This is a genomic window from Marinospirillum celere (genome assembly GCF_900112235.1).
GTDB classification, from domain to species: domain Bacteria; phylum Pseudomonadota; class Gammaproteobacteria; order Pseudomonadales; family Halomonadaceae; genus Marinospirillum; species Marinospirillum celere.
This window is the reverse complement of sequence record NZ_FOLH01000004.1, coordinates 302,737-323,515: the sequence shown is the minus strand read 5'-3', so window position 1 is coordinate 323,515 and position 20,779 is coordinate 302,737. Positions and strand designations below refer to the sequence as shown.

The 20,779-nt window shown below is 52.0% G+C and carries 21 protein-coding genes and 1 other RNA gene; 9 read left to right on the top strand and 13 right to left on the bottom strand.

What is annotated here, in order from left to right:
• The coding region (locus BM185_RS14675) for a hypothetical protein (RefSeq protein WP_218149430.1) at positions 1-286 on the top strand (286 nt) is incomplete at its 5' end.
• Positions 287-374: 88 nt separating this feature from the next.
• Here the strand turns inward: BM185_RS14675 and gshB are convergent.
• From gshB to BM185_RS11125, 4 genes are read right to left on the bottom strand one after another with little or no spacing between them, the layout of a single operon-like run.
• On the bottom strand, positions 375-1,340 hold the full coding sequence (gshB, locus tag BM185_RS11140) for a glutathione synthase (protein WP_091963578.1): 966 nt from the start codon (positions 1,338-1,340) through the stop codon (positions 375-377).
• Between the two features lie 24 nt (positions 1,341-1,364).
• Positions 1,365-2,081, bottom strand: a complete 717-nt coding sequence (locus tag BM185_RS11135; RefSeq protein WP_091963575.1) for a 16S rRNA (uracil(1498)-N(3))-methyltransferase — start codon at positions 2,079-2,081, stop codon at positions 1,365-1,367.
• A 2-nt stretch (positions 2,082-2,083) separates the two neighbouring features.
• Positions 2,084-2,542, bottom strand: coding sequence for a protein-export chaperone SecB (gene secB / locus BM185_RS11130; RefSeq protein ID WP_091963573.1), 459 nt, complete (start codon positions 2,540-2,542; stop codon positions 2,084-2,086).
• A gap of 44 nt (positions 2,543-2,586) precedes the next feature.
• Positions 2,587-3,006, bottom strand: a complete 420-nt coding sequence (locus BM185_RS11125; protein WP_091963569.1) for a rhodanese-like domain-containing protein — start codon at positions 3,004-3,006, stop codon at positions 2,587-2,589.
• Positions 3,007-3,163: 157 nt separating this feature from the next.
• Between BM185_RS11125 and gpmI the strand changes: the two genes are divergently transcribed.
• The 3 genes from gpmI to BM185_RS11110 are packed head-to-tail and all read left to right on the top strand — an operon-like array spanning position 3,164 to position 7,252.
• Positions 3,164-4,714, top strand: a complete 1,551-nt coding sequence (gpmI, locus tag BM185_RS11120) for a 2,3-bisphosphoglycerate-independent phosphoglycerate mutase (RefSeq protein ID WP_091963566.1) — start codon at positions 3,164-3,166, stop codon at positions 4,712-4,714.
• A 35-nt stretch (positions 4,715-4,749) separates the two neighbouring features.
• Entirely contained in the window at positions 4,750-5,898 is a 1,149-nt protein-coding gene (locus tag BM185_RS11115) for a murein hydrolase activator EnvC family protein (protein WP_091963562.1), read from the top strand.
• 31 nt (positions 5,899-5,929) lie between these two features.
• Positions 5,930-7,252, top strand: coding sequence for a S41 family peptidase (locus BM185_RS11110; protein WP_091963560.1), 1,323 nt, complete (start codon positions 5,930-5,932; stop codon positions 7,250-7,252).
• 11 nt (positions 7,253-7,263) lie between these two features.
• Here BM185_RS11110 and BM185_RS11105 read toward each other — a convergent pair whose 3' ends face one another.
• The 4 genes from BM185_RS11105 to BM185_RS11090 are packed head-to-tail and all read right to left on the bottom strand — an operon-like array spanning position 7,264 to position 11,652.
• Entirely contained in the window at positions 7,264-8,478 is a 1,215-nt protein-coding gene (locus tag BM185_RS11105; RefSeq protein WP_091963558.1) for a UbiH/UbiF/VisC/COQ6 family ubiquinone biosynthesis hydroxylase, read from the bottom strand.
• A gap of 1 nt (position 8,479) precedes the next feature.
• Positions 8,480-9,724 carry a 2-octaprenyl-6-methoxyphenyl hydroxylase gene (gene ubiH / locus BM185_RS11100; protein WP_091963556.1) on the bottom strand — a complete coding sequence of 415 codons (1,245 nt, stop codon included), beginning with the start codon at positions 9,722-9,724 and terminating at the stop codon, positions 8,480-8,482.
• On the bottom strand, positions 9,711-11,033 hold the full coding sequence (gene pepP / locus BM185_RS11095) for a Xaa-Pro aminopeptidase (RefSeq protein ID WP_091963554.1): 1,323 nt from the start codon (positions 11,031-11,033) through the stop codon (positions 9,711-9,713). The genes ubiH and pepP overlap by 14 nt, the downstream gene beginning before the upstream one ends.
• 25 nt (positions 11,034-11,058) lie before the next feature.
• Positions 11,059-11,652: a UPF0149 family protein gene (locus BM185_RS11090; RefSeq protein WP_091963552.1), complete on the bottom strand. Its 594-nt coding sequence runs from the start codon at positions 11,650-11,652 to the stop codon at positions 11,059-11,061.
• A 138-nt stretch (positions 11,653-11,790) separates the two neighbouring features.
• On the opposite strand from BM185_RS11090, the gene BM185_RS11085 reads away from it, so the two are divergent.
• The 3 genes from BM185_RS11085 (at position 11,791) to BM185_RS11075 (ending at position 12,959) form a co-directional block, all read left to right on the top strand.
• Positions 11,791-12,108 (top strand): cell division protein ZapA, encoded by a 318-nt coding sequence (locus BM185_RS11085; RefSeq protein WP_091963550.1) that lies wholly within the window; start codon positions 11,791-11,793, stop codon positions 12,106-12,108.
• 26 nt (positions 12,109-12,134) lie between these two features.
• Positions 12,135-12,316: non-coding RNA, 6S RNA (ssrS, locus tag BM185_RS11080), on the top strand.
• Positions 12,317-12,329: 13 nt separating this feature from the next.
• A complete protein-coding gene (locus BM185_RS11075; protein ID WP_091963548.1) occupies positions 12,330-12,959 on the top strand; it encodes a 5-formyltetrahydrofolate cyclo-ligase in 630 nt (209 codons plus the stop codon).
• Between the two features lie 194 nt (positions 12,960-13,153).
• Here BM185_RS11075 and ilvA read toward each other — a convergent pair whose 3' ends face one another.
• Positions 13,154-14,668, bottom strand: a complete 1,515-nt coding sequence (ilvA, locus tag BM185_RS11070; protein WP_091963545.1) for a threonine ammonia-lyase, biosynthetic — start codon at positions 14,666-14,668, stop codon at positions 13,154-13,156.
• Between the two features lie 138 nt (positions 14,669-14,806).
• Between ilvA and rpiA the strand changes: the two genes are divergently transcribed.
• The gene (gene rpiA / locus BM185_RS11065; protein ID WP_091963541.1) at positions 14,807-15,481 is read left to right on the top strand and encodes a ribose-5-phosphate isomerase RpiA; all 675 of its coding nucleotides are present in this window, start codon (positions 14,807-14,809) and stop codon (positions 15,479-15,481) included.
• A gap of 3 nt (positions 15,482-15,484) precedes the next feature.
• Here the strand turns inward: rpiA and BM185_RS11060 are convergent, their stop codons facing one another.
• Genes BM185_RS11060 through BM185_RS11045 form a run of 4 tightly spaced genes read right to left on the bottom strand, consistent with a single transcriptional unit; the run spans position 15,485 to position 19,977 of the window.
• Positions 15,485-16,156, bottom strand: coding sequence for a glutathione S-transferase (locus BM185_RS11060; RefSeq protein ID WP_091963538.1), 672 nt, complete (start codon positions 16,154-16,156; stop codon positions 15,485-15,487).
• 49 nt (positions 16,157-16,205) lie between these two features.
• Positions 16,206-17,462 carry a lipid IV(A) 3-deoxy-D-manno-octulosonic acid transferase gene (gene waaA, locus BM185_RS11055; RefSeq protein WP_091963535.1) on the bottom strand — a complete coding sequence of 419 codons (1,257 nt, stop codon included), beginning with the start codon at positions 17,460-17,462 and terminating at the stop codon, positions 16,206-16,208.
• Complete coding sequence (gene hldE / locus BM185_RS11050) at positions 17,462-18,883, bottom strand: bifunctional D-glycero-beta-D-manno-heptose-7-phosphate kinase/D-glycero-beta-D-manno-heptose 1-phosphate adenylyltransferase HldE (RefSeq protein WP_091963532.1); 1,422 nt, start codon at positions 18,881-18,883, stop codon at positions 17,462-17,464. The genes waaA and hldE overlap by 1 nt, the downstream gene beginning before the upstream one ends.
• Entirely contained in the window at positions 18,880-19,977 is a 1,098-nt protein-coding gene (locus BM185_RS11045; protein WP_091963528.1) for a glycosyltransferase family 9 protein, read from the bottom strand. The genes hldE and BM185_RS11045 overlap by 4 nt, the downstream gene beginning before the upstream one ends.
• On the opposite strand from BM185_RS11045, the gene BM185_RS11040 reads away from it, so the two are divergent.
• Positions 19,976-20,689 (top strand): 3-deoxy-D-manno-octulosonic acid kinase, encoded by a 714-nt coding sequence (locus BM185_RS11040; RefSeq protein WP_091963525.1) that lies wholly within the window; start codon positions 19,976-19,978, stop codon positions 20,687-20,689. The genes BM185_RS11045 and BM185_RS11040 overlap by 2 nt on opposite strands.
• Positions 20,690-20,779 lie beyond the last annotated feature (90 nt).

Below are 20,779 nucleotides of genomic sequence, written 5' to 3'. Positions count from 1 at the left end.
GGCTCTGGCTCTGGCTCTGGCTCTGGCTCTGGCTCTGGCTCTGGCTCTGGCTCTGGCTCTGGCTCTGGCTCTGGCTCTGGCTCTGGCTCTGGCTCGGGTTCGGGTTCGGGTTCGGGTTCGGGTTCGGGTTCGGGTTCGGGTTCGGGTTCGGGCAGAGTCTCAGGCTCCTCTATCCAGGTGTCCAGGTCTTCGAGCAGGATTGAAGTGGCTTCTTGGTATAGCTGCTCAATATTTTCTTCTAAGGGGGGGGTTTCTGGTCTGTAGAGTAAAAAGACCAGGTGGATAACGACGGCTAGCAGCAGGGCCAGAACAAAAGGCTGAACCTGCTTTAGGGAAGCTAGCCACCAATCAGCAGACATGGCTACAGGAAAGTGTTAGTGGCGGCCCAGGCGGCTCGCCAGGTGTTCCATTAACAGGCCGCCAATATCCAGATTGCATTGCTGGTCCAGTTCGCGGACACAAGTCGGGCTGGTCACATTAATTTCGGTCAGGTAGTCACCGATGACATCCAGGCCGACAAAAATCAGGCCTTTTTCCTTGACCACAGGCGCCACCTGCTCGACCAGCCAGTAGTCTCTTGCGGTCAGTTCACGGGCCACACCACTGCCGCCGGCAGCCAGGTTGCCGCGGGTTTCTCCAGCAAGGGGAATCCGTGCCAGGCCATAGGGCACAGGTTCACCATCAATCAAGAGTATGCGAGTGTCGCCATCTTTAATGGCAGGCAGGTATTTCTGAACCATGATCTGACGCTGCCCCAGCTCCGTGAGTTGCTCAATAATGGCGCCCAGGTTAAGGCCATCTTCCCGGACCCGAAACACACCCATGCCCCCCATACCATCCAGCGGCTTGAGGATAATGTCTTGGTGCTCACTATGAAAATCACGAATGATCCGGTCTTGACTGGTTACCAGGGTTGGCGGGCAACAATCGGGGAATTCCTGGGCAAAAAGTTTTTCGTTACAGTCCCTAAGGCTTTGTGGTTTATTAACCACCAAAACCCCTTCCCGTTCAGCCGCTTCCAACAACCAGGTTGCTGTCAAAAAGGCTTGATCGAAAGGTGGGTCCTTGCGCATCAGTAAGATATCCAGATCGGAAAGGGGCTGAAGCCTTTCATCACCCTTTTCAAACCACTTTTTCGGGTCTGCAAAGACTTCAAGATCCGCCATGCGTGCGTAGGGTTTACCTTGGCGCAGATGGAGGTCTTCCATTTGCATATACTTGATTTGCCAGCCGCGTTTTTGAGCCGCCAACAAAAGGGCCAGAGTCGTGTCTTTTTTGTAGGTAATTTCGGCAATGGGGTCCATTACCACACCTATAACAACTTGTTCGGCCTGCGCCATGGGTCAACTCCTAGCAGGCAGGGTTTAAAAATCACCCCACCAGTCTTGTAGTAAAGATAAGGCAACAACCGGTGCCGTTTCGGTTCTCAAAATTCTGGGTCCAAGGCTCAAGGCTTGAAACCCTTCGGCCCTGGCTTGATCCACTTCAGTAGCACTCATACCACCTTCAGGGCCAATCAATAAGGCAGCAGAAACTGGCTGTAAAGCCTTAAGTTCCGCCTTATGACCACCTGGATGGAGGACAAGCTTCACTGCCTCTTCACGCTTTTTCAGCCAAGCCGCCAGAGGCTCCGGCTTGTTGATCCTGGGTAAATAGTCTCGGCCCGACTGTTCACAAGCACTGATCGCAACCTGTTCCCAATGCTGATGCTTTTTGGCTTCACGCTCACCTTTCAGGCGAACATCCCCCTGCTGGGTATAGAGGGGGGTAATTTCATTCACACCCAGCTCTGTAGCCTTTTGCATGACCCAATCCATGCGGTCACCCTTGGAGATCGCCTGACCCAAATGGGTAAATAAGGGCGATCTCGCTTGCCTGGGTAGGCTTTCCAGCAGCTCCAAACAAGCCTGTTTTTTACTGCTGCTTGCCAGCAGTCGGGCTTTGAAGCTGGCCGTGCCATCAAAGACTTCCAGCTCATCACCGGCTTGCATCCTCAGCACCTGCAGCATATGTCGCGCAACCTGACCTTCCAGGCTAACGGTGGTAGCTGTCAGGGGCTGAGGCGAATAAAAGCGCCGCATCTTTACTGCTGAGTCGGCTGCTCGGCTTGCTGAGCCTGACGCTGTTTGCGCTCCGCATAGATGGCTTCGAAATTAACCGGAGCAATCATCAGCGGCGGGAAGCCACCTTTCACAACCAGACCATCAACAGCTTCACGGGCATAGGGGAAAAGGATATTGGGGCAGAAGGCACCCAAAGTGTGATCCAGGTTGTCGCCTTCAATACCGACAACACGAAAAGCACCACTTTGCTGAACTTCTGCCAGGAAAGCTGTTTTTTCACCAAAGGTCACTTGAGCAGTGATTTTTACGGTGACTTCATAAAGCTCATCGTTGACTTTGCGATTTTTGGAGTCCAGCTTTACGTCTACCTGAGGTTTTTCATTGCCCATAAAAACTTCCGGGCTATTGGGGGCCTCAAAAGAAACGTCACTCAGGTAAATACGTTGCAAGGCAAATTCTGGCTTGGGAGCTTCACTCATGGTTCTTTCCTAGTCAGTTAAAAAATGAAATTGAATGTAGTGGCTTACTTCTTAACAACCGGCATGGAATCTGTCTGCCATTGCATCATGCCACCCTTCAGGCGCATAACCTGCTGGTAACCGGCTTTTTGCAATTTGGTCACTGCCATATTGGCAGAGTTACCCATTCGGCAGACCACTATGATCTGCTTGTCCTTGTGCTTTTCCAGCTCATGGAGCTTGCTATCCATACTGCTCATGGGCAGGTGAATAGCACCTGTAATGTGGCCGGCATTGAAGTCCTTACGGTCACGAATGTCGACGGCTACGGCTTCATCACGGTTCATCAGGCGTACAGCTTCTGCTGGTGTCAGGCCCTTAGCCGTCCCTTTGGTCTCGTTATAGATCACCATAACCAGCAAAAGGATGAAAGCACCAACCAACAGGGGGTTGTTCATGCTGAATTCGATAATTTGTTCGAACATCTTCGATCTCTTGTGTTGAATGCCAGGTAGAAATTCAGCGCCCAAGGATACACCAGAGCGGCCTTGCTGACACCTCTGGGATGGTGATTTGCGTCCTGTAAAGCTATCATGGTCAAGATTTACATTCAGCAGCCCAATCCGAGAGTTAGTTTCCATCATGAATGCCAAACGTACACCTGCAGCTCTGATCATACTGGATGGCTATGGCGACAATCCTGCCGCTGACAACAATGCCATTCATCACGCCTCTACACCAGTAATGGATCGCTTGCGTGCCCAACTGCCCACCACTCAAATTTATACTGATGGTATGAAGGTTGGCCTTCCAGATGGCCAAATGGGTAATTCAGAGGTCGGCCATATGAATCTGGGAGCCGGCCGGATTGTCTACCAGGACTTCACCCGCATTACCCAGGCCATTACCGATGGCAGTTTTTTTGAAAACACTACCCTGGTCCAGTCCATTGATAAAGCCATTGATAAGCAGGGAGCCGTTCACCTGATGGGGCTCTTATCGCCCGGTGGTGTGCATAGCCATGAGCAGCACCTGTTCGCGGCAGCGGAAATGGCCGTTAAGCGCGGTGCCAGAGAAGTCTATCTGCACGCCTTCCTGGATGGACGCGACATGCCTCCGCGCAGTGCTGAAGGCTCAATCAAGGCCATGGAAGACAAGTTTGCTGAACTCGGCAAGGGACGAATAGCCAGCCTTGTCGGTCGCTACTATGCCATGGACAGGGACAATCGTTGGGACAGAGTTGAAAAAGCTTACAACCTGCTAACTCTGGGCCAGGGCGAACATACTGCCTCCTCCGCTTTGGAAGCTCTGCAACAGGCTTATGAGCGGGGCGAGAATGATGAGTTTGTTGCCGCCACCAGTATTCAGCCTGAAGGCCAGGCCTGTCAGATTGAAGATGGCGACACGGTTATCTTCATGAATTTCCGTGCCGATCGGGCCCGTGAACTCAGCCGGGCCTTTGTGGAAGCAGATTTCCAGGGCTTTGCCCGCCGCGCCTGGCCACGTTTGGCTGACTTTGTGATGCTCACCCAGTATGCAGCTGATATTCCTGCTTCGGCTGCCTTTCCACCCGAAGAGCTGCACAACACTCTGGGTGAGTATCTGGCCAATCTGGGCAAGACCCAGCTGCGCATTGCCGAAACCGAAAAGTATGCTCACGTCACCTTTTTCTTTTCCGGTGGCCGCGAAGACAAGTTTCCCGGTGAAACCCGCATCCTGATTCCTTCACCGCAAGTTGCCACCTATGACCTGCAGCCGGAAATGAGCGCTTTGGAAGTGACCGACAAACTGGTAGAGTCGATTAAATCCGGTGAGTTTGATGCCATCATCTGCAACTATGCCAATGGTGATATGGTTGGCCATACTGGCGATTTTAATGCTGCCGTTAAAGCCATAGAAACCCTGGACGCCTGTATTGGACGGGTAATAGAAGCACTGGAAGAAGTTAATGGCCAGTGCTTTATTACAGCAGATCATGGTAATGCCGAGCAGATGCTGGATGAAACCACCGGTCAAGCACAAACAGCCCATACCACCTTCCCTGTCCCCCTGATTTACCTGCCTCCCAAAGGCAAAAAGGCAAGACTCTTAGAAGGTGGACGTCTCTGTGATTTGGCACCCACCCTGCTCAAGGCCATGGACATTCCTCAGCCACCGGAAATGACCGGTCAGGCTTTGGTTGAGTTTGATTAAGCCCTCAACATGATGGCAATCCAGGGAGAGCTGGAGTGAAGTTTCCTGCACTGGTTATTGGAATACTGCTGGGCTGCCTGTTCACTACTGGCTGGGTGCTGGCGAATGAAGAAGAAGTCAGCGAACAGCAACTACGCCAGTTGCGTCAGGATATTAGTGAGCTACAGGGTTGGCTGACTCAGGCCAGAGATCAGCAGTCGGACCTGCAAAATCAGCTGAGACAAACTGAAACCCAAATTAGCCAGCTGGTCACCCGTATTGAAGCCAATACCCGTGAAGCCCAGGAACTGGAGAGCCGGATGCAAAGGCTGCGCAGGGAACAGGAAGAATTGCAAGAGCAGCTGGATCAGCAGGCAGGGTTTTTACGCCAGCAAATTCGTGCAGCTTACTCAATGGGGCGCCAGGAATACCTGAAGGTGTTGCTCAATCAACAGGAACCCGACAGGGTCGCCCGCCTACTGCGCTACTATGATTATATTAATCGTGAGCGCACCGAGCGTATTGAAGACTATCTACGGATTGCCCGGCAATTGGACCAGGTTGAATCAGAAATCGTCACCCGCGGTCAGGCCCTGGAAGGCGTTCGCCGTTCCCTGCAGGAAAGACGCAGGGAATTGCTGGCTGAACAACAGGGCCGCCAGGTGCTGATTGCCCGCCTTAGCCAGGAAATTTCCGGGCGTGATGATGAGCTCCAGCAATTACAAGCAGACCAGGAGCGTTTGCAGGAATTACTGGATGCGGTAACCGAAGCCATCGTCAAGTTACCACCACCCAGAGATGCCCGTCCTTTTCCGGATATGCGCGGTAACTTGCCCTGGCCCATTCAGGGCCGGGTTCTCAGCGCCTTCGGCAGTCGCCAGCAGGATAATCGGCTGGTCAGCAGGGGTTTGACCATCCAGGCAGACTCAGGTGCTGAAATCAAAGCCGTTCATGGTGGGCGCATTGTTTTTGCTGACTGGTTGAGAGGTTTTGGTTTTATGGTCATTATTGACCATGGTGGTGGCTATATGAGCCTTTACGGGCACAATCAAACCCTACGCAGACAGACTGGCGACTGGGTCAATGCCGGTGATGTTATTGCCACGGCTGGCTCAACAGGCGGTCAAACACGCAATGCCCTTTATTTTGAAATACGCCACCGTGGACAGCCAGTCGATCCAATTACTTGGATTGCCCGACGCTAAGCCTTAAGACCCGGATTTTGGAGTTAAATTCATGCAAGCACCTTCAACCCGCCCTTTAAGCCGTTTTTCAGGTTCTGTCCTGGCCGGAGGTTTGCTTGCCCTGGTGTTGGCATTACCAGCCCAAGCCCTGGAGCCCCAATCGCTAGATTACCCGCTGACTTCTCCAGACTATGAGCTGCCGCTGGATGAACTGCGCAGCTTTGCAGAAGTCTATGAACGCATCAAACAAGCTTATGTGCATGAAGTGGATGATAAGACCCTGCTTGAAAATGCTATTCGGGGCATGCTTTCTGGGCTCGATCCTCATTCAGGCTATTTGGAGCCTGAAGCCTTCAAGGAGCTGCGTGAGTCCACCCAAGGTGAGTTTGGTGGGTTGGGAATCGAAATCGGAATTGAACAAGGCTACATCAAGGTTATCAGCCCGATTGATGACACTCCGGCTTCCAAAGCAGGCATTCAACCTCAGGACTTAATTATCCGGATTAATGACACCTCCACCCGTGACTTAAGTATCGATCAAGCCATCGAGCTGATGCGAGGTGAACCGGGCACCACTCTGCGCCTGACCATTCAACGTGAATCAGCTGGACAGCCTTTTGAAGTCGAATTGACCCGGGATTTGATCCGAACCGTCAGCGTGCGCCAGCAGTTGCTGGAAAAGGATTATGGCTACCTAAGAATCAGCCAATTTCAAAATCGCAGTGCCGAGGAAACCCTTAAAGGACTCGAAGAACTCAAGGCTAGCAATGAGGGCCACTTGAAAGGCCTGATCCTGGACCTACGTAATAATCCCGGCGGTGTTCTTCAAGCCGCAGCCGAAGTAACCGATATTTTTCTTGATGGTGGATTGATCGTTTATACCCAGGGACGACTGCCCGATACTGACATGCGTTTTGAAGCCCGCGCTGGTGATGCACTGGAAGGTATCCCGCTGGTGGTGCTGATCAACTCAGGCTCGGCTTCTGCCTCAGAAATAGTAGCTGGTGCCCTTCAGGATCATCGTCGCGGCTTAATCATGGGCACAGCCAGCTTTGGCAAGGGTTCAGTGCAAACTGTTTTACCTCTCTACAATGACCGAGCCCTGAAAATGACGACAGCTCTCTATTACACCCCCCAAGGACGGTCTATTCAAGCCGAAGGCATTCAGCCGGATATCGAGGTTATCAATGCCCGGATCACACCCATTGAAGAAAGCCGCAGAACCCGTGAACGGGATCTGCAAGGACACCTGGAAAGCGGACAAGAAGAACCTGAGCGCCAGCAAACTGCGCGACTGACATCGCCGGATGATTACCCGGTCAATGAAGCCCTTAATCTACTCAAGGGCCTGAACATTTTTGGAGAAAGAAAGTAAGCCTCTAACTTTCAGGGCTTGGCAAGACTTCGCAAGCCCAAAGCCTGGGCAACCAATTGACGCTTAACCCAGGGCTGGTTATCAACCAGTTTCATACCCAGATTCCGCGCCAAGAGCACTGGCAAGGAACGGCTGGCAAACAGACGCTTGAAGGTTTCCATCAAAGCCATCATCGCCAGGTTGTCCGGTTTGCGTCGGTGCTGGTAACTTTTCAATACACTCGGGCTTCCCAAGGGCTTGCCCTGTTCAGCAGCAGTAATCAGCACCTGAGTCAAAACTGCAACATCCAGAAAACCCAGGTTGACGCCCTGCCCAGCCAAGGGGTGAATAGTGTGAGCAGCATCCCCCATTAATGCCAAGCCCGGTTGGACATAATCCACAGCATGGCGCTGGCGTAAGGGATAAGTAACTCGCTCTTCGCTAATCAAAACCTGCCCCAAACGACCCTCAAAGGCCTTGGTTAGCCGTTGGTTGAAACCTGCTTCATCCAGAGCCATTAATTCCTCAGCTTCTTGTGGATGGGTTGACCAGACCAGAGAACACCAATGATCATCGCCTTCGCGGTTCAAGGGTAAAAAAGCCAGAGGACCACTGGCATGAAAGCGCTGCCAGGCAACATTTTTGTGGGATTTTTCCGTACGCACACTGGTTACCAAAGCAGAATGCTGGTAGTCCCACTCGCGGGTGGTAAAACCACCCCATTCACGTAATTTTGAATGGGCCCCATCTGCACCAACAATCAAATCAGCCGCCAGGGTTTCACCCGTATCCAGGGTCAGCGTTCTTTGGCCGGCAGCCTGCAAGGGTTCACTGAGTGCAACCGGACGGCAACCCCGGAACCAGGTCAGATTTTCTTGGCCTTCAACAGCTTGCAGTAACCCCAACTGGGTGACGGCATTTTCAACCAGATAGCCCAGGTCACTAACACCGGCATCCAGGGCATTAAAGCTGACTTCAGCAGTACCTTCGCTGTCCCAAACAACCATGCCCTGATAAGGATTCACTCTCAGGCTCTGCATCGCCGACCAGGCACCCAGCTTTTCCAGTAGCCGCTTACTGGCTTCAGACAGGGCACTCACCCGGATTTCCAGTTTCTCAGGTTTCCAGTTGGGTGCTTCCGAGGCGGCTTCAACAATTGCCAGCTTCAATGGCGTCTTGGCCAAACCGGCCGCCAAGGCCAGACCTGTCATACCGCCGCCAACGATCACCACATCAAATGCTTGCATCCTAGACCTCCAATCCCATGGCTTTCCTGGCCAACCAGCGTCGGGCAGGAGAAAACAAATTCAATCCGATCAAACCACTGGCTCGGGCATGTCCAAGTAGCGGCTGGCTGTTGGCAAATAAAGCGATGAGCCCATGGCTGAAGCCTACCACTGCATCCTGATCAGGCAGACGCTGTTCTTGCCAAGCCTGCAAGGGTGCCAGGCTACCCGGATGGAAAGGCTGACCGGCATTTTCTGCTTTAATCGCTGCCTGTAACAGGCTGGCTGCCAGGCTCATCACGCCCCGAATCGCCAGGTTATAACCCTGACCAGCTACGGGGTGTAAATAGTGGGCCGCATTACCCAGGACGACCAGATTGCTTCTAACCTGCTCCTGGGCTCGAATCTTTTTAAGCGGGTAGGCAAAGCGTTCACCGACCTGCTGGAAACGACCCGCACGCTTGCCAAAGGCTTTTTGCAGCGCCTCCAAAAACTCTTGTTCAGGCAAGTGCACCAGTGGGTCAGCTTCATTCTTAGGCCGGGTCCACACCAAAGCCATTTCGTTAGCTTGCAAAGGCAGCAGCGCCAGGGCACCGTCACTGGCAAAGCGCTCGTAAGCCCAACCCTGATGCGGTTTGGAAACCCGTAGGTTAGCAATCAGGGCAGTTTGCTCATAGTCATGCACCTGATCGGCAATGCCCAGTTGCTGTTTTAAGCCTGAGCGCCCACCATCAGCGACCACCACCAGGCGGGCTTTAATTCTCAGTGGCTGCCCTTCTAGGTGGGCTATCACTTCAGCCGCTTCAGGACTAGGAAAACTCACCCGCTCTACTTCAGCGGGGGCAAGAATTTCCAAATGCTGATGATTCACTTGCTGTAGCGCAGCCCAAAGATTCTTGCCCAGCCAGGCATTGGGCACAACATAGCCCAAGGCTTGAGTGCCCTGTTCCTGATGATCGAGCTGGGTTGAACCCAGATAGCCCCGGTCTGAAACCTGGATGTGTTTAATCGGATAAGCATGGGGTTCAAGATTTTCCCAAAGACCCAAACGCTCGTAGATCAAACGAGTTCCCCAGGAAATAGCCGAAGAGCGGGCATCAAAACTGGGCTGCCAATCTTTTTCCGGTGCTTGCGTTGAGGGGGGGTGGCTTTCCAGGAGTGTAACCTTCAAGCCTTGGCGCTCGGCCAGCGGTTGCAAAGCCAATGCCAGGCTGGCACCAACCAGACCACCGCCGATCAGGGCAATATCCGTTTCAAGCTGCTGCATCCGCGCCTCTCATCAGACTTTCTATTCCAGCTACAGTTTTCGGAACCTGATCACTAAGCACTTTGCAGCCCTGCTTGGTAATCAACACATCGTCCTCTATACGAATACCCAGGCCACGCCACTTGGGATCCACCTCTTCACAGTCGGGTGGAAAATAGAGCCCTGGCTCTATGGTAAAAACCATTCCCGGCTGAAGAGGCCTTGCAGAGCCTTCGATCCGGTAAATTCCCACATCATGAACATCCAGCCCCAGCCAGTGGCTGGTGCCGTGCATGAAATAGGGCTTATAGGCTTCTGCTTCCAGCAGGGTTTCCAGTTCGCCTTGCAGAATACCCAGCTCCAATAAGCCCTGGGTTAAAACTCGCAGCACGCTCTGATGCAAGGCTTCCAAGGTAGTACCGGGTCCAGCCTGGCGTATGGCCTCTTCATTGGCTTTCAACACCAGTTCATAAAGCTGCTTCTGGGCTTCTGTAAAGTGGCCATCAACCGGGAAGGTACGGGTAATATCGCCGGCATAGCCTTGGTATTCAGCACCGGCATCAATTAACACCAGATCACCCGCCTTTAAGGCATCCTGGTTGGCAATATAATGGAGTACGCAGGCATTGGCTCCTGAGCCCACAATACTGGCATAGGCAGGCGCTGCGGCACCCTGTATGGCAAATTCATGCTCCAGTTCGGCTTGAAGCTGGTATTCATAAGCGCCCGGACGACTGGCCTTCATGGCCCGGAAATGCCCGGCAGCCGAAATATCCACCGCCTTTTGCATCAAAGCAATTTCTTCATCACTTTTAATCAGACGCATTTCGGCAAGCGCTGAAGCCACATCAACCAGCCGGTCCGGCAGGCAGGCAGAACGCTTGCGTTTGCGTCTAACACCCTGCCGCCAGTTAAGGTAGTTTTGATAAAGTGCCAGGTTATCCAGCGGCAGCCAAACTTCACTGGCTTCCCCCAGAAGGTCACTTAGCTGCTCGTCAATTTGCTGCAAAGGGAAGGCCTGGTCCACGCCCAAGACTTCCGGTGCTTTTTCCTGACCCAGGCGTATCCCTGTCCAGGTTTCCATTTCCGGATCCTTGGGAAGATTAAATAACAGGCTTTTGCCCGTTTCCCCTTCCTTTACCAAAACCAATAAACCATCAGGTTCATTGAAACCGGTTAAATACCAGTAGTCACTGGCCTGACGAAAGGGGTATTCGGTATCCCGACTGCGGGTCACTTCACTGGCCGCAGGGATGATCGCCAGAGCTTTGTCCGGCATTTGTTCAAGGAGACGTTCACGACGCTGGCGAAATAACTGGCTGGTCATCATCAACCTCTTGCTGTAGCAGTATTCATCAATGCAGGCTGGAACCTGATTGGGGTTTTTCGACCTGAGGTCGACCTGGGTGCAGCTCCAAGTAAAGCATCATCGCCACCAAGCGAACAAACTCACTCAACTCATGAAGGTCTTTTTCATTTTCTTCATTGGCTGCAGGGGTTAAATCACCAGCTTCGACAATTTTTTCCAGGTCGCTCAAACCTTCTTTGGCTTCCTGGCTGAGTTTTTCCTGATCAATTTGAGCTGCTTTCAATGATTTCAAGAAACCTTGCAGCCATTTAATCAAAGCAGCAAAACGCTCTTCCACTTCGTAGAGTTCGTCAGGCAACAAGGGTTCAAAATCCATTTGGCCCGAACCCAGTTGCTCTAAAGTTTGATCTAAAAGCTCCAAAGCCAGCTTACGGTCCTGCTCAGGCAGGTTGACCTGTTCGCCCAGGAGCTGGGTAAAGAGTAGCAGCCATTGCTCACGTGGTAGCTTATCCTGACCACAAAGCTGGCCCGTTAATACCCCATGAAACAGCGAAGGTGACTGAAAACACCGATATTTCAGACAAAGATCTGCCAGGGTTTCAAAGCACACGGGTAGATTTTTTTCTGCATCTGAAGACATGCGACTCTCATCTATTATTGAATTTGGGTTAATTGCCGATATAAAAAGCTAGCATTCACTAACAAGTTTTTACAATTGACCGCAAAAATATGCGGGTCTATAGTACAGGCTGCTTGATTTGGCTTTGGAGCCCTGCGAATGAGCAGCGACAAGAATACCACTGAAATCACTCTTCTGGATCGCAAATACCTGATTGCCTGTCCTCCCGCTGAAAAGGAGGATCTGTTGCGCGCTGCTCGTTATCTGAATGAGAAGATGTCAGAAATTCGCCGTGCAGGCAAAATTTTAAGTATGGAGCGCCTGTCGATTATGGCCGCACTCAACATAACCAATGAGATGCTCCAGCGTCATGATACAAATCATAATCATGAAGTTCAGATTGCGCGCCTGACCGAAAAATTAGACTCAGCGCTTCAGGAACTGGAAGCTCAGGTGGAGTCACGAAAACTCCCCTAAAGGATTCATTCTTTGTTAAACTGGAGATAACCCTGGAGTGTGCGCCAGTTGCTCACGTCCTCGAGCCTATGATCTTTACTAAGGACGCCGCCTGGATCTACCCGTGAGCAGGTCCGCCATGTAGCGGAAAGCCTTCGGTAGGCCGGTTGCCTCCACCTTGAACTTTAGGGTTCAAGGGCCACGACAACAGCGGCACTCTGGGGCACTTATCGAGTTAATGCATGTCTTTTTTTCCCTTACCCAGCTCCACTGATCGACAAGCCTTGCGTCAGCAGCTGCGTCGTCGTCGCCGAGCCCTTTCTCCACAAGAACAAACCCAGGCCGCTGTTGGCCTTGCCCAGCAACTCAGCCAAACAGCCGCTTTTATTAATGCCAAAAGCCTGGCGGTTTATCTGCCCAGTGACGGTGAAATCGACCCCTACCCTTTGGTCCAGCGGGCCCTGAGCTTGAGTAAAAAAGTTTATCTGCCCGTACTTCACCCATCATTGCCTCGACTCCTTTGGTTTGTACGCTGGCAACCGGGCCAAACACCCATGGATTGCAATCGTTTTGGTATAGCTGAGCCCAAGCTCAAAGGTTATGGCTTAAAAGCTGTGCATCGGATTCAGCCCTGGGCTGTGGATCTGGTCTTAATGCCTTTGGTGGGCTTTGATCGCCAAGGAGGACGCTTGGGAATGGGAGGTGGGTTCTATGATCGAACGTTTGATATCAGCAGAAGCCGTCCTAGACGACCTCTGCTGCTGGGTTTGGCCCATGCTTGCCAGGAAGTGGATTCCTTACCCCAAGCCAGTTGGGATGTCCCCATGGATGGGCTAGCAACAGCTTCGGCTTTATATTGGACCCGAACCTAACTTAGATCAAACTGGTGACGAGCAAGCCTGCTACAAAGATCAGGACAAGTACCACCATTACATCAGGTTTCTTTTTCATAATTAAGCTCCTCTTGCCGTCCCTTGGCAATGATGATGCAATGAATATTCAACCTTGAAGACTTCAAGGTTTATTCAATTTATTCCTTTTTATCTCGATTAACAAGTCGTTAATTTTACAAAAAGAGTCGATAAGCAGGATTTTCTGTCTCGCGCCAATAGCGATAGCTGATTTTATCGAGATATTCTTCAACATGAATACGGTTTTCCTGTTGCACTTGGAAGCCCACCAGGACACGGCCGTAGGCTGCACCATGGTTACGGTAGTGAAATAACGAGATATTCCAGTCGTGCCCCAAATGATTGAGGAAATTTAACAGAGCCCCGGGGCGTTCTGGAAATTCAAAACGATAGATTTCTTCATTGGTTTCACTGGCCGTACGACCACCACCTAGATGGCGGATATGTAATTTCGCTAATTCATTATCTGTTAAATCAACCACTGGATAATCGGCTTCCTGCAAAGCCAGGATTAATTCTTCCCGATCCGTTCCATCAGGTTTGACCTGAACCCCCACATATATTTGCGCTTGTTCAGGATCAGCAAAGCGGTAATTGAATTCAGTCACCATTCTTTTACGACCGATCACCTTGCAGAAATTCTTGAAGCTACCGGGGCGTTCGGGAATACCAACAGCAAGAATAGCTTCCCGTTTTTCACCCAGTTCGGTACGTTCGGCAATATGCTGCAAACGATCAAAATTGGTATTGGCGCCCGAGTTGATGCAGATCAGAGTAGACTCGGTGATTCCTGTTTGCTCAACATATTTTTTCAAACCGGCCAGAGACAAAGCACCGGAGGGTTCAGCAACTGCACGGGTGTCTTCAAAAATATCCTTGACCGCAGCACAGATTTCATCCGTGGTGACGGTAATTACTTCATCGACATAATCTTTGCAGACCTTAAAGGGCTCCTTACCGATTTGGGCAACCGCTACCCCTTCAGCAAAGATCCCCACTTGGCTCAGGGTAACCCGACGGCCAGCTTTCATCGCAGCAGCCAGGCAAGCTGAGTCTTCAGCCTCGACGCCGATAACCTTAATCTCGGGGCGCAGGTATTTAACATAGGCCGCGACCCCGGCAATCAAGCCGCCACCGCCAACGGGCACAAAAATAGCTTCAATCGGGTCCGGGTGCTGATGCAGGATTTCCATGGCAATAGTGCCCTGCCCGGCAATCACATCTGGGTCATCATAGGGGGGGATGTAGGTATAGCCCTTTTCTTCGACCAGTTGCAGGGCATGCTCCAGGGCTTCACCAAAAGCATCCCCTTTGAGAATCACCCGGGCACCTCGGGCACGCACAGCCTGAACCTTGATATCCGGGGTAATTCTGGGCATCACGATAACTGCCTTAACCCCCATTTGTTTGGCTGCCATGGCCAGGCCCTGGGCATGGTTACCGGCAGAGGCAGCGATAACCCCCTGGTCTTTTTCAGCTTCAGAAAGCTGAGCCATCTTGTTGAAGGCACCACGTATCTTGAAAGAATAAACCGGCTGTAGGTCTTCACGCTTGATCCAGACGGAGTTGTTCAAGCGCTTGGACATAAACCGGGCTTCAGACAAAGGGGTTTCCAGCGCGGCATCATAAACCCGGGCCTGAAGGATTTTCTTCACGTAGTGTTCAAGCATTTAGCTGCAGCTCCCTGTCTAAGGTGTGGAAATAACCGCTCATTGTGGCCTGCTGATCAGCAATCGTCCAGTCGAAGTTAAGTTAGGGAAGTTGCTATACTGGGTCTAAACTTTCCTTAACTCACACTTGGATCCAAAATGACACAAAACCAACTCAAGCAGGCCGTTGCTCAGGCCGCCCTGGAAGAAATTCGTGATGACCTGCATAAAGACTCGATTGTCGGTGTGGGCACCGGCTCAACAGCCAATTTTTTCATTGAAGAACTGGCCCGCCTGAAAATGGATATTGATGGCGCCGTTGCCAGCTCTGAAGCCACAGCTGAACGCCTGAGAGCCCACGGCATTCCTGTCTATGATTTAAATGCAGCGGGGATTCTGGATGTTTATGTTGATGGTGCCGATGAAATCAACGCGCGCTTGCAGATGATTAAGGGCGGTGGCGCGGCACTCACCCGTGAAAAAATTGTTGCCGCTTGCAGCAACAAATTTATTTGTATTGCTGATGAAAGCAAACAGGTTGAGGTACTGGGTGATTTTCCCTTGCCGGTTGAAGTACTGCCCATGGCCCGCAGCCATGTCGGACGTGAACTGGTCAAGCTGGGTGCCGACCCTCAATGGCGGGAAAATGTCAAAACCGATAACGGCAACTGGATTATCGACTGCTATAACTTTTTGCTTGATGACCCCTTGAAGCTGGAAACCCGTATCAACGATATTGCCGGGGTAGTCTGTAACGGCATCTTTGCGCAACGCCCTGCTGATGTGTTGCTACTCGGTTGTCCAGAGGGCGTTAAGCGGCTGATTGCCAAATAAAGGCTAGCCAGGAAACTTGAGGGGCCCAACCTTGGCAATCACTTGTTGCCAGCTGGGCTCTTCTTGAATACGGGCCACATAAGCCGCTAGATTGGGATAGGCTTTAACATCCATTCTGGCGGCGACAGCCTGAAGCGGAAAGCTCATTTGTACATCAGCCGCCGTCAACTGTTCTCCCAGCAACCAGCGTTTACCTTCCAACTGTTGTTCAATAAATGGCAAATGAGTATTCAGATTGGGGGTCACCAGCTGTTCCAGAACCTTACCACTGATCCCTTTGGCTACCGGCTTAATGAAAAAAGGCATGGGCTGCTTGGGAATCTGAGTAAAAACCAGGTTCATCAATAGCCAGGGCATCAGTGAGCCCTCTGCATAATGCAGCCAATAGCGGTAATCCACCCAGGCATCCAGGTTGTCTTTGCCCGGCTGTAAGCGTCCTTGTCCATAAACCTCAACCAGGTAATCGATCAAGGCTCCTGATTCAGCAATCACTCGATCGCCATCGGTAAGCACAGGCGACTTACCCAGGGGATGGATGGCTTTGAGTTCTGCGGGGGCCAGAAGGGTTTTGGCATCACGCTGATAGGTTTTGATTTGATACTCAACACCCAGCAATTCCAGCAACCAGACGATGCGATGAGAGCGCGATTTTTCCAGATGGTGCAGTGTCAGCATGAGTTTCTCCGCAGCTAGCAAACAAGTGTTTGAAAAGCATAACAGCTAACTAGTCATGAAGAAAACTTTCGACCAGCTGCCACTGTTTGTTTAAAGCACCCCGGTTGGCTTCGATCACTGCAGCAGCAGCCTGAGTAAGCTGCCTGCAGCTTTCCGTATCCTGAAAAAGGCGAATCAAGAGTTCGGGCAGTTCTTCGACCTGACTGATTTCTTGCATCCCACCGGCTTGACGTAAAAGCGCCGCAATTTCTGCAAAGTTGTGCAGATGGGGTCCGGTAATAATAGGGGTTTCCAAGGCTGCCGGTTCCAAAAGATTATGCCCACCGATCGGAACCAAACTGCCCGCCACAAAAGCCAGATCTGCTGCCGCATAAAAGAGCAGCATTTCTCCAAGGGTATCGCACAGATAAACCTGGGTTTGGCGATAAACCGGGTCTTGCTGACTACGACGACTGAATGAAAAGCCGGCTTTCTTGATTAGTTCAGCCACCTCTTCAAAACGCTGTGGATGCCTGGGAACCAGCAGAAGTAAAGCATCAGGATAGCTTTCCAACAGTTTTTTGTGGACTTCCAATAAAGGCTCATCTTCACCCTCATGGGTGCTGGCAGCAATCCAAACAGGTCTTTGGCCCCATTCAGTCCTGAGATTCTCTGCTTGTTCCTGAAGCCCTGTAGGTGGTTGCAGATCATATTTGATGCTACCCGTCACCTGCATCTTTTCTTTCGGAAAACCCAAGGCGATAAAGCGTTCGGCATCTTCTTCAGCCTTGGCTGCTATCTGATCAACTTTACTCAGGGCTTCAGCCATCAAGGGACGAATTTTCTTATAAGCTTTAAATGCCTTATTCGACAGGCGGCCATTGGCAACTACTACCGGCACCTGCATTTTCTTGCAACTATGCAGCAGATTGGGCCAAATTTCGGTTTCAAAAATAATTGCCAGACGTGGCTTGAGGGTGTGGATAAAACGGTCGGCATACCAGGGCAAATCTAGAGGCAACAAGTAATGCCTGGCTTCTGGCAGGCGCTGGCGAACCTGAGCAGCACCTGTTGCCGTCATGGTGGTCACCACCAGCTGTTTTTCTGGGTAGGCCTGTAGCAGCTTGTTAAGCAGGGGTTCAGCGGCCAGGACTTCTCCCACCGAAGCACAGTGCGCCCAAACCACTTCTTTTTTACTGGGTGAAATATGCCCTGCACGCTGGCGGGCCGAAAGCTCATTGACCTTTTCTTTCTCCAGCCGCTTTTTGGCCAAGGGCGAGAGCAGGGTTAAAAGGCCGGTGTAAAGATAACGCGGCAAGGCAGACATCAATTCTTATCCAAGATCGAACGCACCATGGCGGTAGTGGATACCCCATCAACAAATTCCAGTACTTTGACTTCTCCCCCAGCCTGAAGGACGGCCTCAGCCCCAGCAATGTTTTCAGGCTGGTAGTCACCGCCTTTAACCAAGAGGTCAGGCAATACCTGGCTGATCAGCTCTGCTGGCGTATCCTCTTCAAAAGCCACCACCCAATCCACTGCCTGCAGCCCGGCCAGCACCCGCATTCTTCTTTCCAGTGGATTGATCGGTCTGGAGGGACCTTTTAGTCGACTTACGGAAGCATCCGAGTTGACTGCTACAATCAAACGGTCACCCAGCAGCCTGGCCTCTTCAAGATAGGCCACGTGACCGGCATGCAAGAGATCAAAGCAGCCATTAGTCATGACCACCTTTTCGCCCCTGGCCTGGGCAGCCCTGACAGCTTCGACCAAGGTTGGGGCTGAAAGCACGCCGTATTCAATCAGTTTATCGTTATGCAGGGCCGTGTAGATTTCAGCCACACTCACCGTTGCAGTGCCAGGTTTAGCCACCACCAGACCGGCAGCCAGATTGGCCAGCATCATGGCCTCAGGGTAAGCATGGCCAGAAGCCAGAGCCAATCCCAACACCGCTATGACGGTATCCCCAGCACCGGTAACATCAAAAATTTCCTGGGCCCGCGTCGGTAAATGCAAGGGCGCTTCCCCTTCACGGAAGAGCAGCATTCCCTTTTCGCTTAAAGTCACCAACAAGGCTTCCAGCTCCAACTCCTGACGCAAGGCTTCAGCCTTGTGTTCCAGTTGCTGCTGGTCATCACAAGGACCCACTACGGCTTCCAGTTCACTCAGGTTGGGCGTCAGCAGGGTTGCCTGACGATAACGTGAAAAATCCTTGCCCTTGGGATCAATCAACACCTTCTTTCCGGCCTGGCGAGCCTGCTGAATCAAAGGCTGGATGTCGGTTAGCGTGCCCTTGGCATAATCAGAAAGAATCACCAAGTCCACCTGGTTCAGACAAGCTGCAAAGGCTTGGGTGAAACCGGTTTCCGTACTTAGGGGTTGTTCAAAATCCAGGCGGATTAACTGCTGGTTACGACTCATCACCCGCAGCTTGGTAATCGTTGGATGTTGATCAGAAGCATGAAAGCGTGTCTCCACCCCAGATTGTTGCAGGCGTTCTTCCAATAGACGGGCATTGTCATCCTGTCCAACAATACCCGTCAGGCTGGCCATGGCACCCAGGCTGGCGAGGTTCAAGGCAACGTTGGCTGCCCCGCCTGGGCGATCATCGGTTTGCTGGACCTGCACCACAGGGACCGGTGCTTCAGGAGAAATACGTGCAGTAGCACCCTGCCAGTAACGATCCAGCATTACATCACCGGCAACCAGTACCCGGGCTTGTTCAAAAGCAGCGAGGTTGATTTTCATGCAAGCTTTTCCTTGGAGTTCATAATGGCATCCAAACGTTGCTGGACATCCTCTTGGGTAATCAAATCCAAAGCAGCAGGGTCACGCACCCGCTGCCCCCAACCCACCTGGTTTACATCCCTATCCAGGAAGTGTTTAACAGCTTCTGGATAGCGGTTGGCAACAAACTCCCGCCCCAGCCAGGGACCGGTTCGATCTGGGTTAGAGGTCGCATAGAGTCCCAAAGGCGGCGTTTGCATGGCCACCGCCATGTGGATGGGGCCTGAATCAGGGGCCACCACCAGGCGAGCATCACGAATCAGGCACAAAAGTGCTTTTAGGGAAGTTTGTCCGGTCGCATTGATCACCGGTGCCTTGGCCAGCTCAGCAATTGTCTTGGCGGTTTCTTGTTCTAGTTCTGTAGGGCCGCCCGTTAGTAGAGTCTGCAAACCATAATTTTCATAGGCATAGTCAACCAGAGCGGCATAACCCTGATTAGACCAATTGCGCCAGTTGCGAGCCCGGTTACTCGAACAAGGGCTCAACACCAGATAGGCTTGATCTTCAGGCTGCCAGCGCCTGGCTTCATCAACAGCCGTTTGGGGTAGTGGAATACCCCACTGCAAAGGACCTGGCTGAACACCCAGGTGACGCACAAAATCAAGAAAGCCTTCGCCCACGTGTTGCCGGGGATTGGCAGCCAGCTGTTCGTGAACAAACCAGTTTTGGAAATCCTTGGCCCGCTCGGCATCAAAACCGATTCGGCGTCGGGCAGGAATAAACCGGGACAGCAGGCTGGCTCTCAAGGCGGCCTGCATATGCAACAGAACATCAAAAGGTTGGCCGTTACGCTGCGCGAGTAGTTTTTTTCTTAAGGCAGCCATGCCTGCCAGGCCAGTTTTCTTGTCATAGACCAGAAAATCGACGCCCTCCAGACCTTCCAGTAAACTATACTCGGCGCGGCCTATGATCCAGGTGATTTTCAGCTCCGGCTGAGCCGTTTGCAAAGCCCGGACACTGGGCACCAGATTACAAACATCACCCAGCGCTGACAGGCGAAGAATACACAGATCCCGCACTTGCTCGAGTGGGGAATGAACAGACTGAGATGACATGGCACCTTTCCGGCAACTTGAAGATCAGGGGGAGTTTATTCTATATGACCCCCAGGCCATCCCACAAATAGATAAGCGCTGGTTCCAACTGGAATACTGGCAAAACCAACAGGCGCTCCTGGGTGGTGCTCCCGGCCGGGGAACCAGTGTTTTTATCCAAACCCCGGCTGGTGAAGCCGTTTGGCGTCATTATCACCGCGGCGGCTTACCTGGGCGCTTTATCAAGGATCTCTACCTTTGGACGGGTTTGCGTACTACTCGGGCCTGGCAGGAGATGCACCTGACCCAAAAACTCTTAGCACTGGGGCTGCCGGTTCCCAGACCTTTGGCTGCCCGCGTACAGCGCCTGGGTGGTGTTTATAAAGCCGACCTGATCACGCTACGCATTCCCAAGGCTCTGCCACTCAGTGACTATCTGCCGCAAGTGGATGCCGCTGAGCAAAAACAGGCACTGCAGGCTGCCGCTATAACTATTCACCGTTTCCACCAGGCGGGTTTAAACCATACCGATTTGAATCCGCGCAATCTGTTAATCCAGGCCGACAACAAAAAAGTTTGGTTAATCGACTTTGATCGTTGCCAACTGAACCAGCCAGAACCCAAGACAGCGCAACGTAACCTGGAACGCCTCTACCGGGGTTTGATCAAGGTTGATGCTCACCAGGCGGGTGTTTGGTATGACTGGCTGCAGCGAGCCTATGCGCAGCAATAACACCTCTTTGCAAAAAAGGTTATTCTTTTCACTGTTCTCAACCCAACTAGCTGCCAAACTGAGCGCAATCCCTTTAGATCTGCAAAGGAA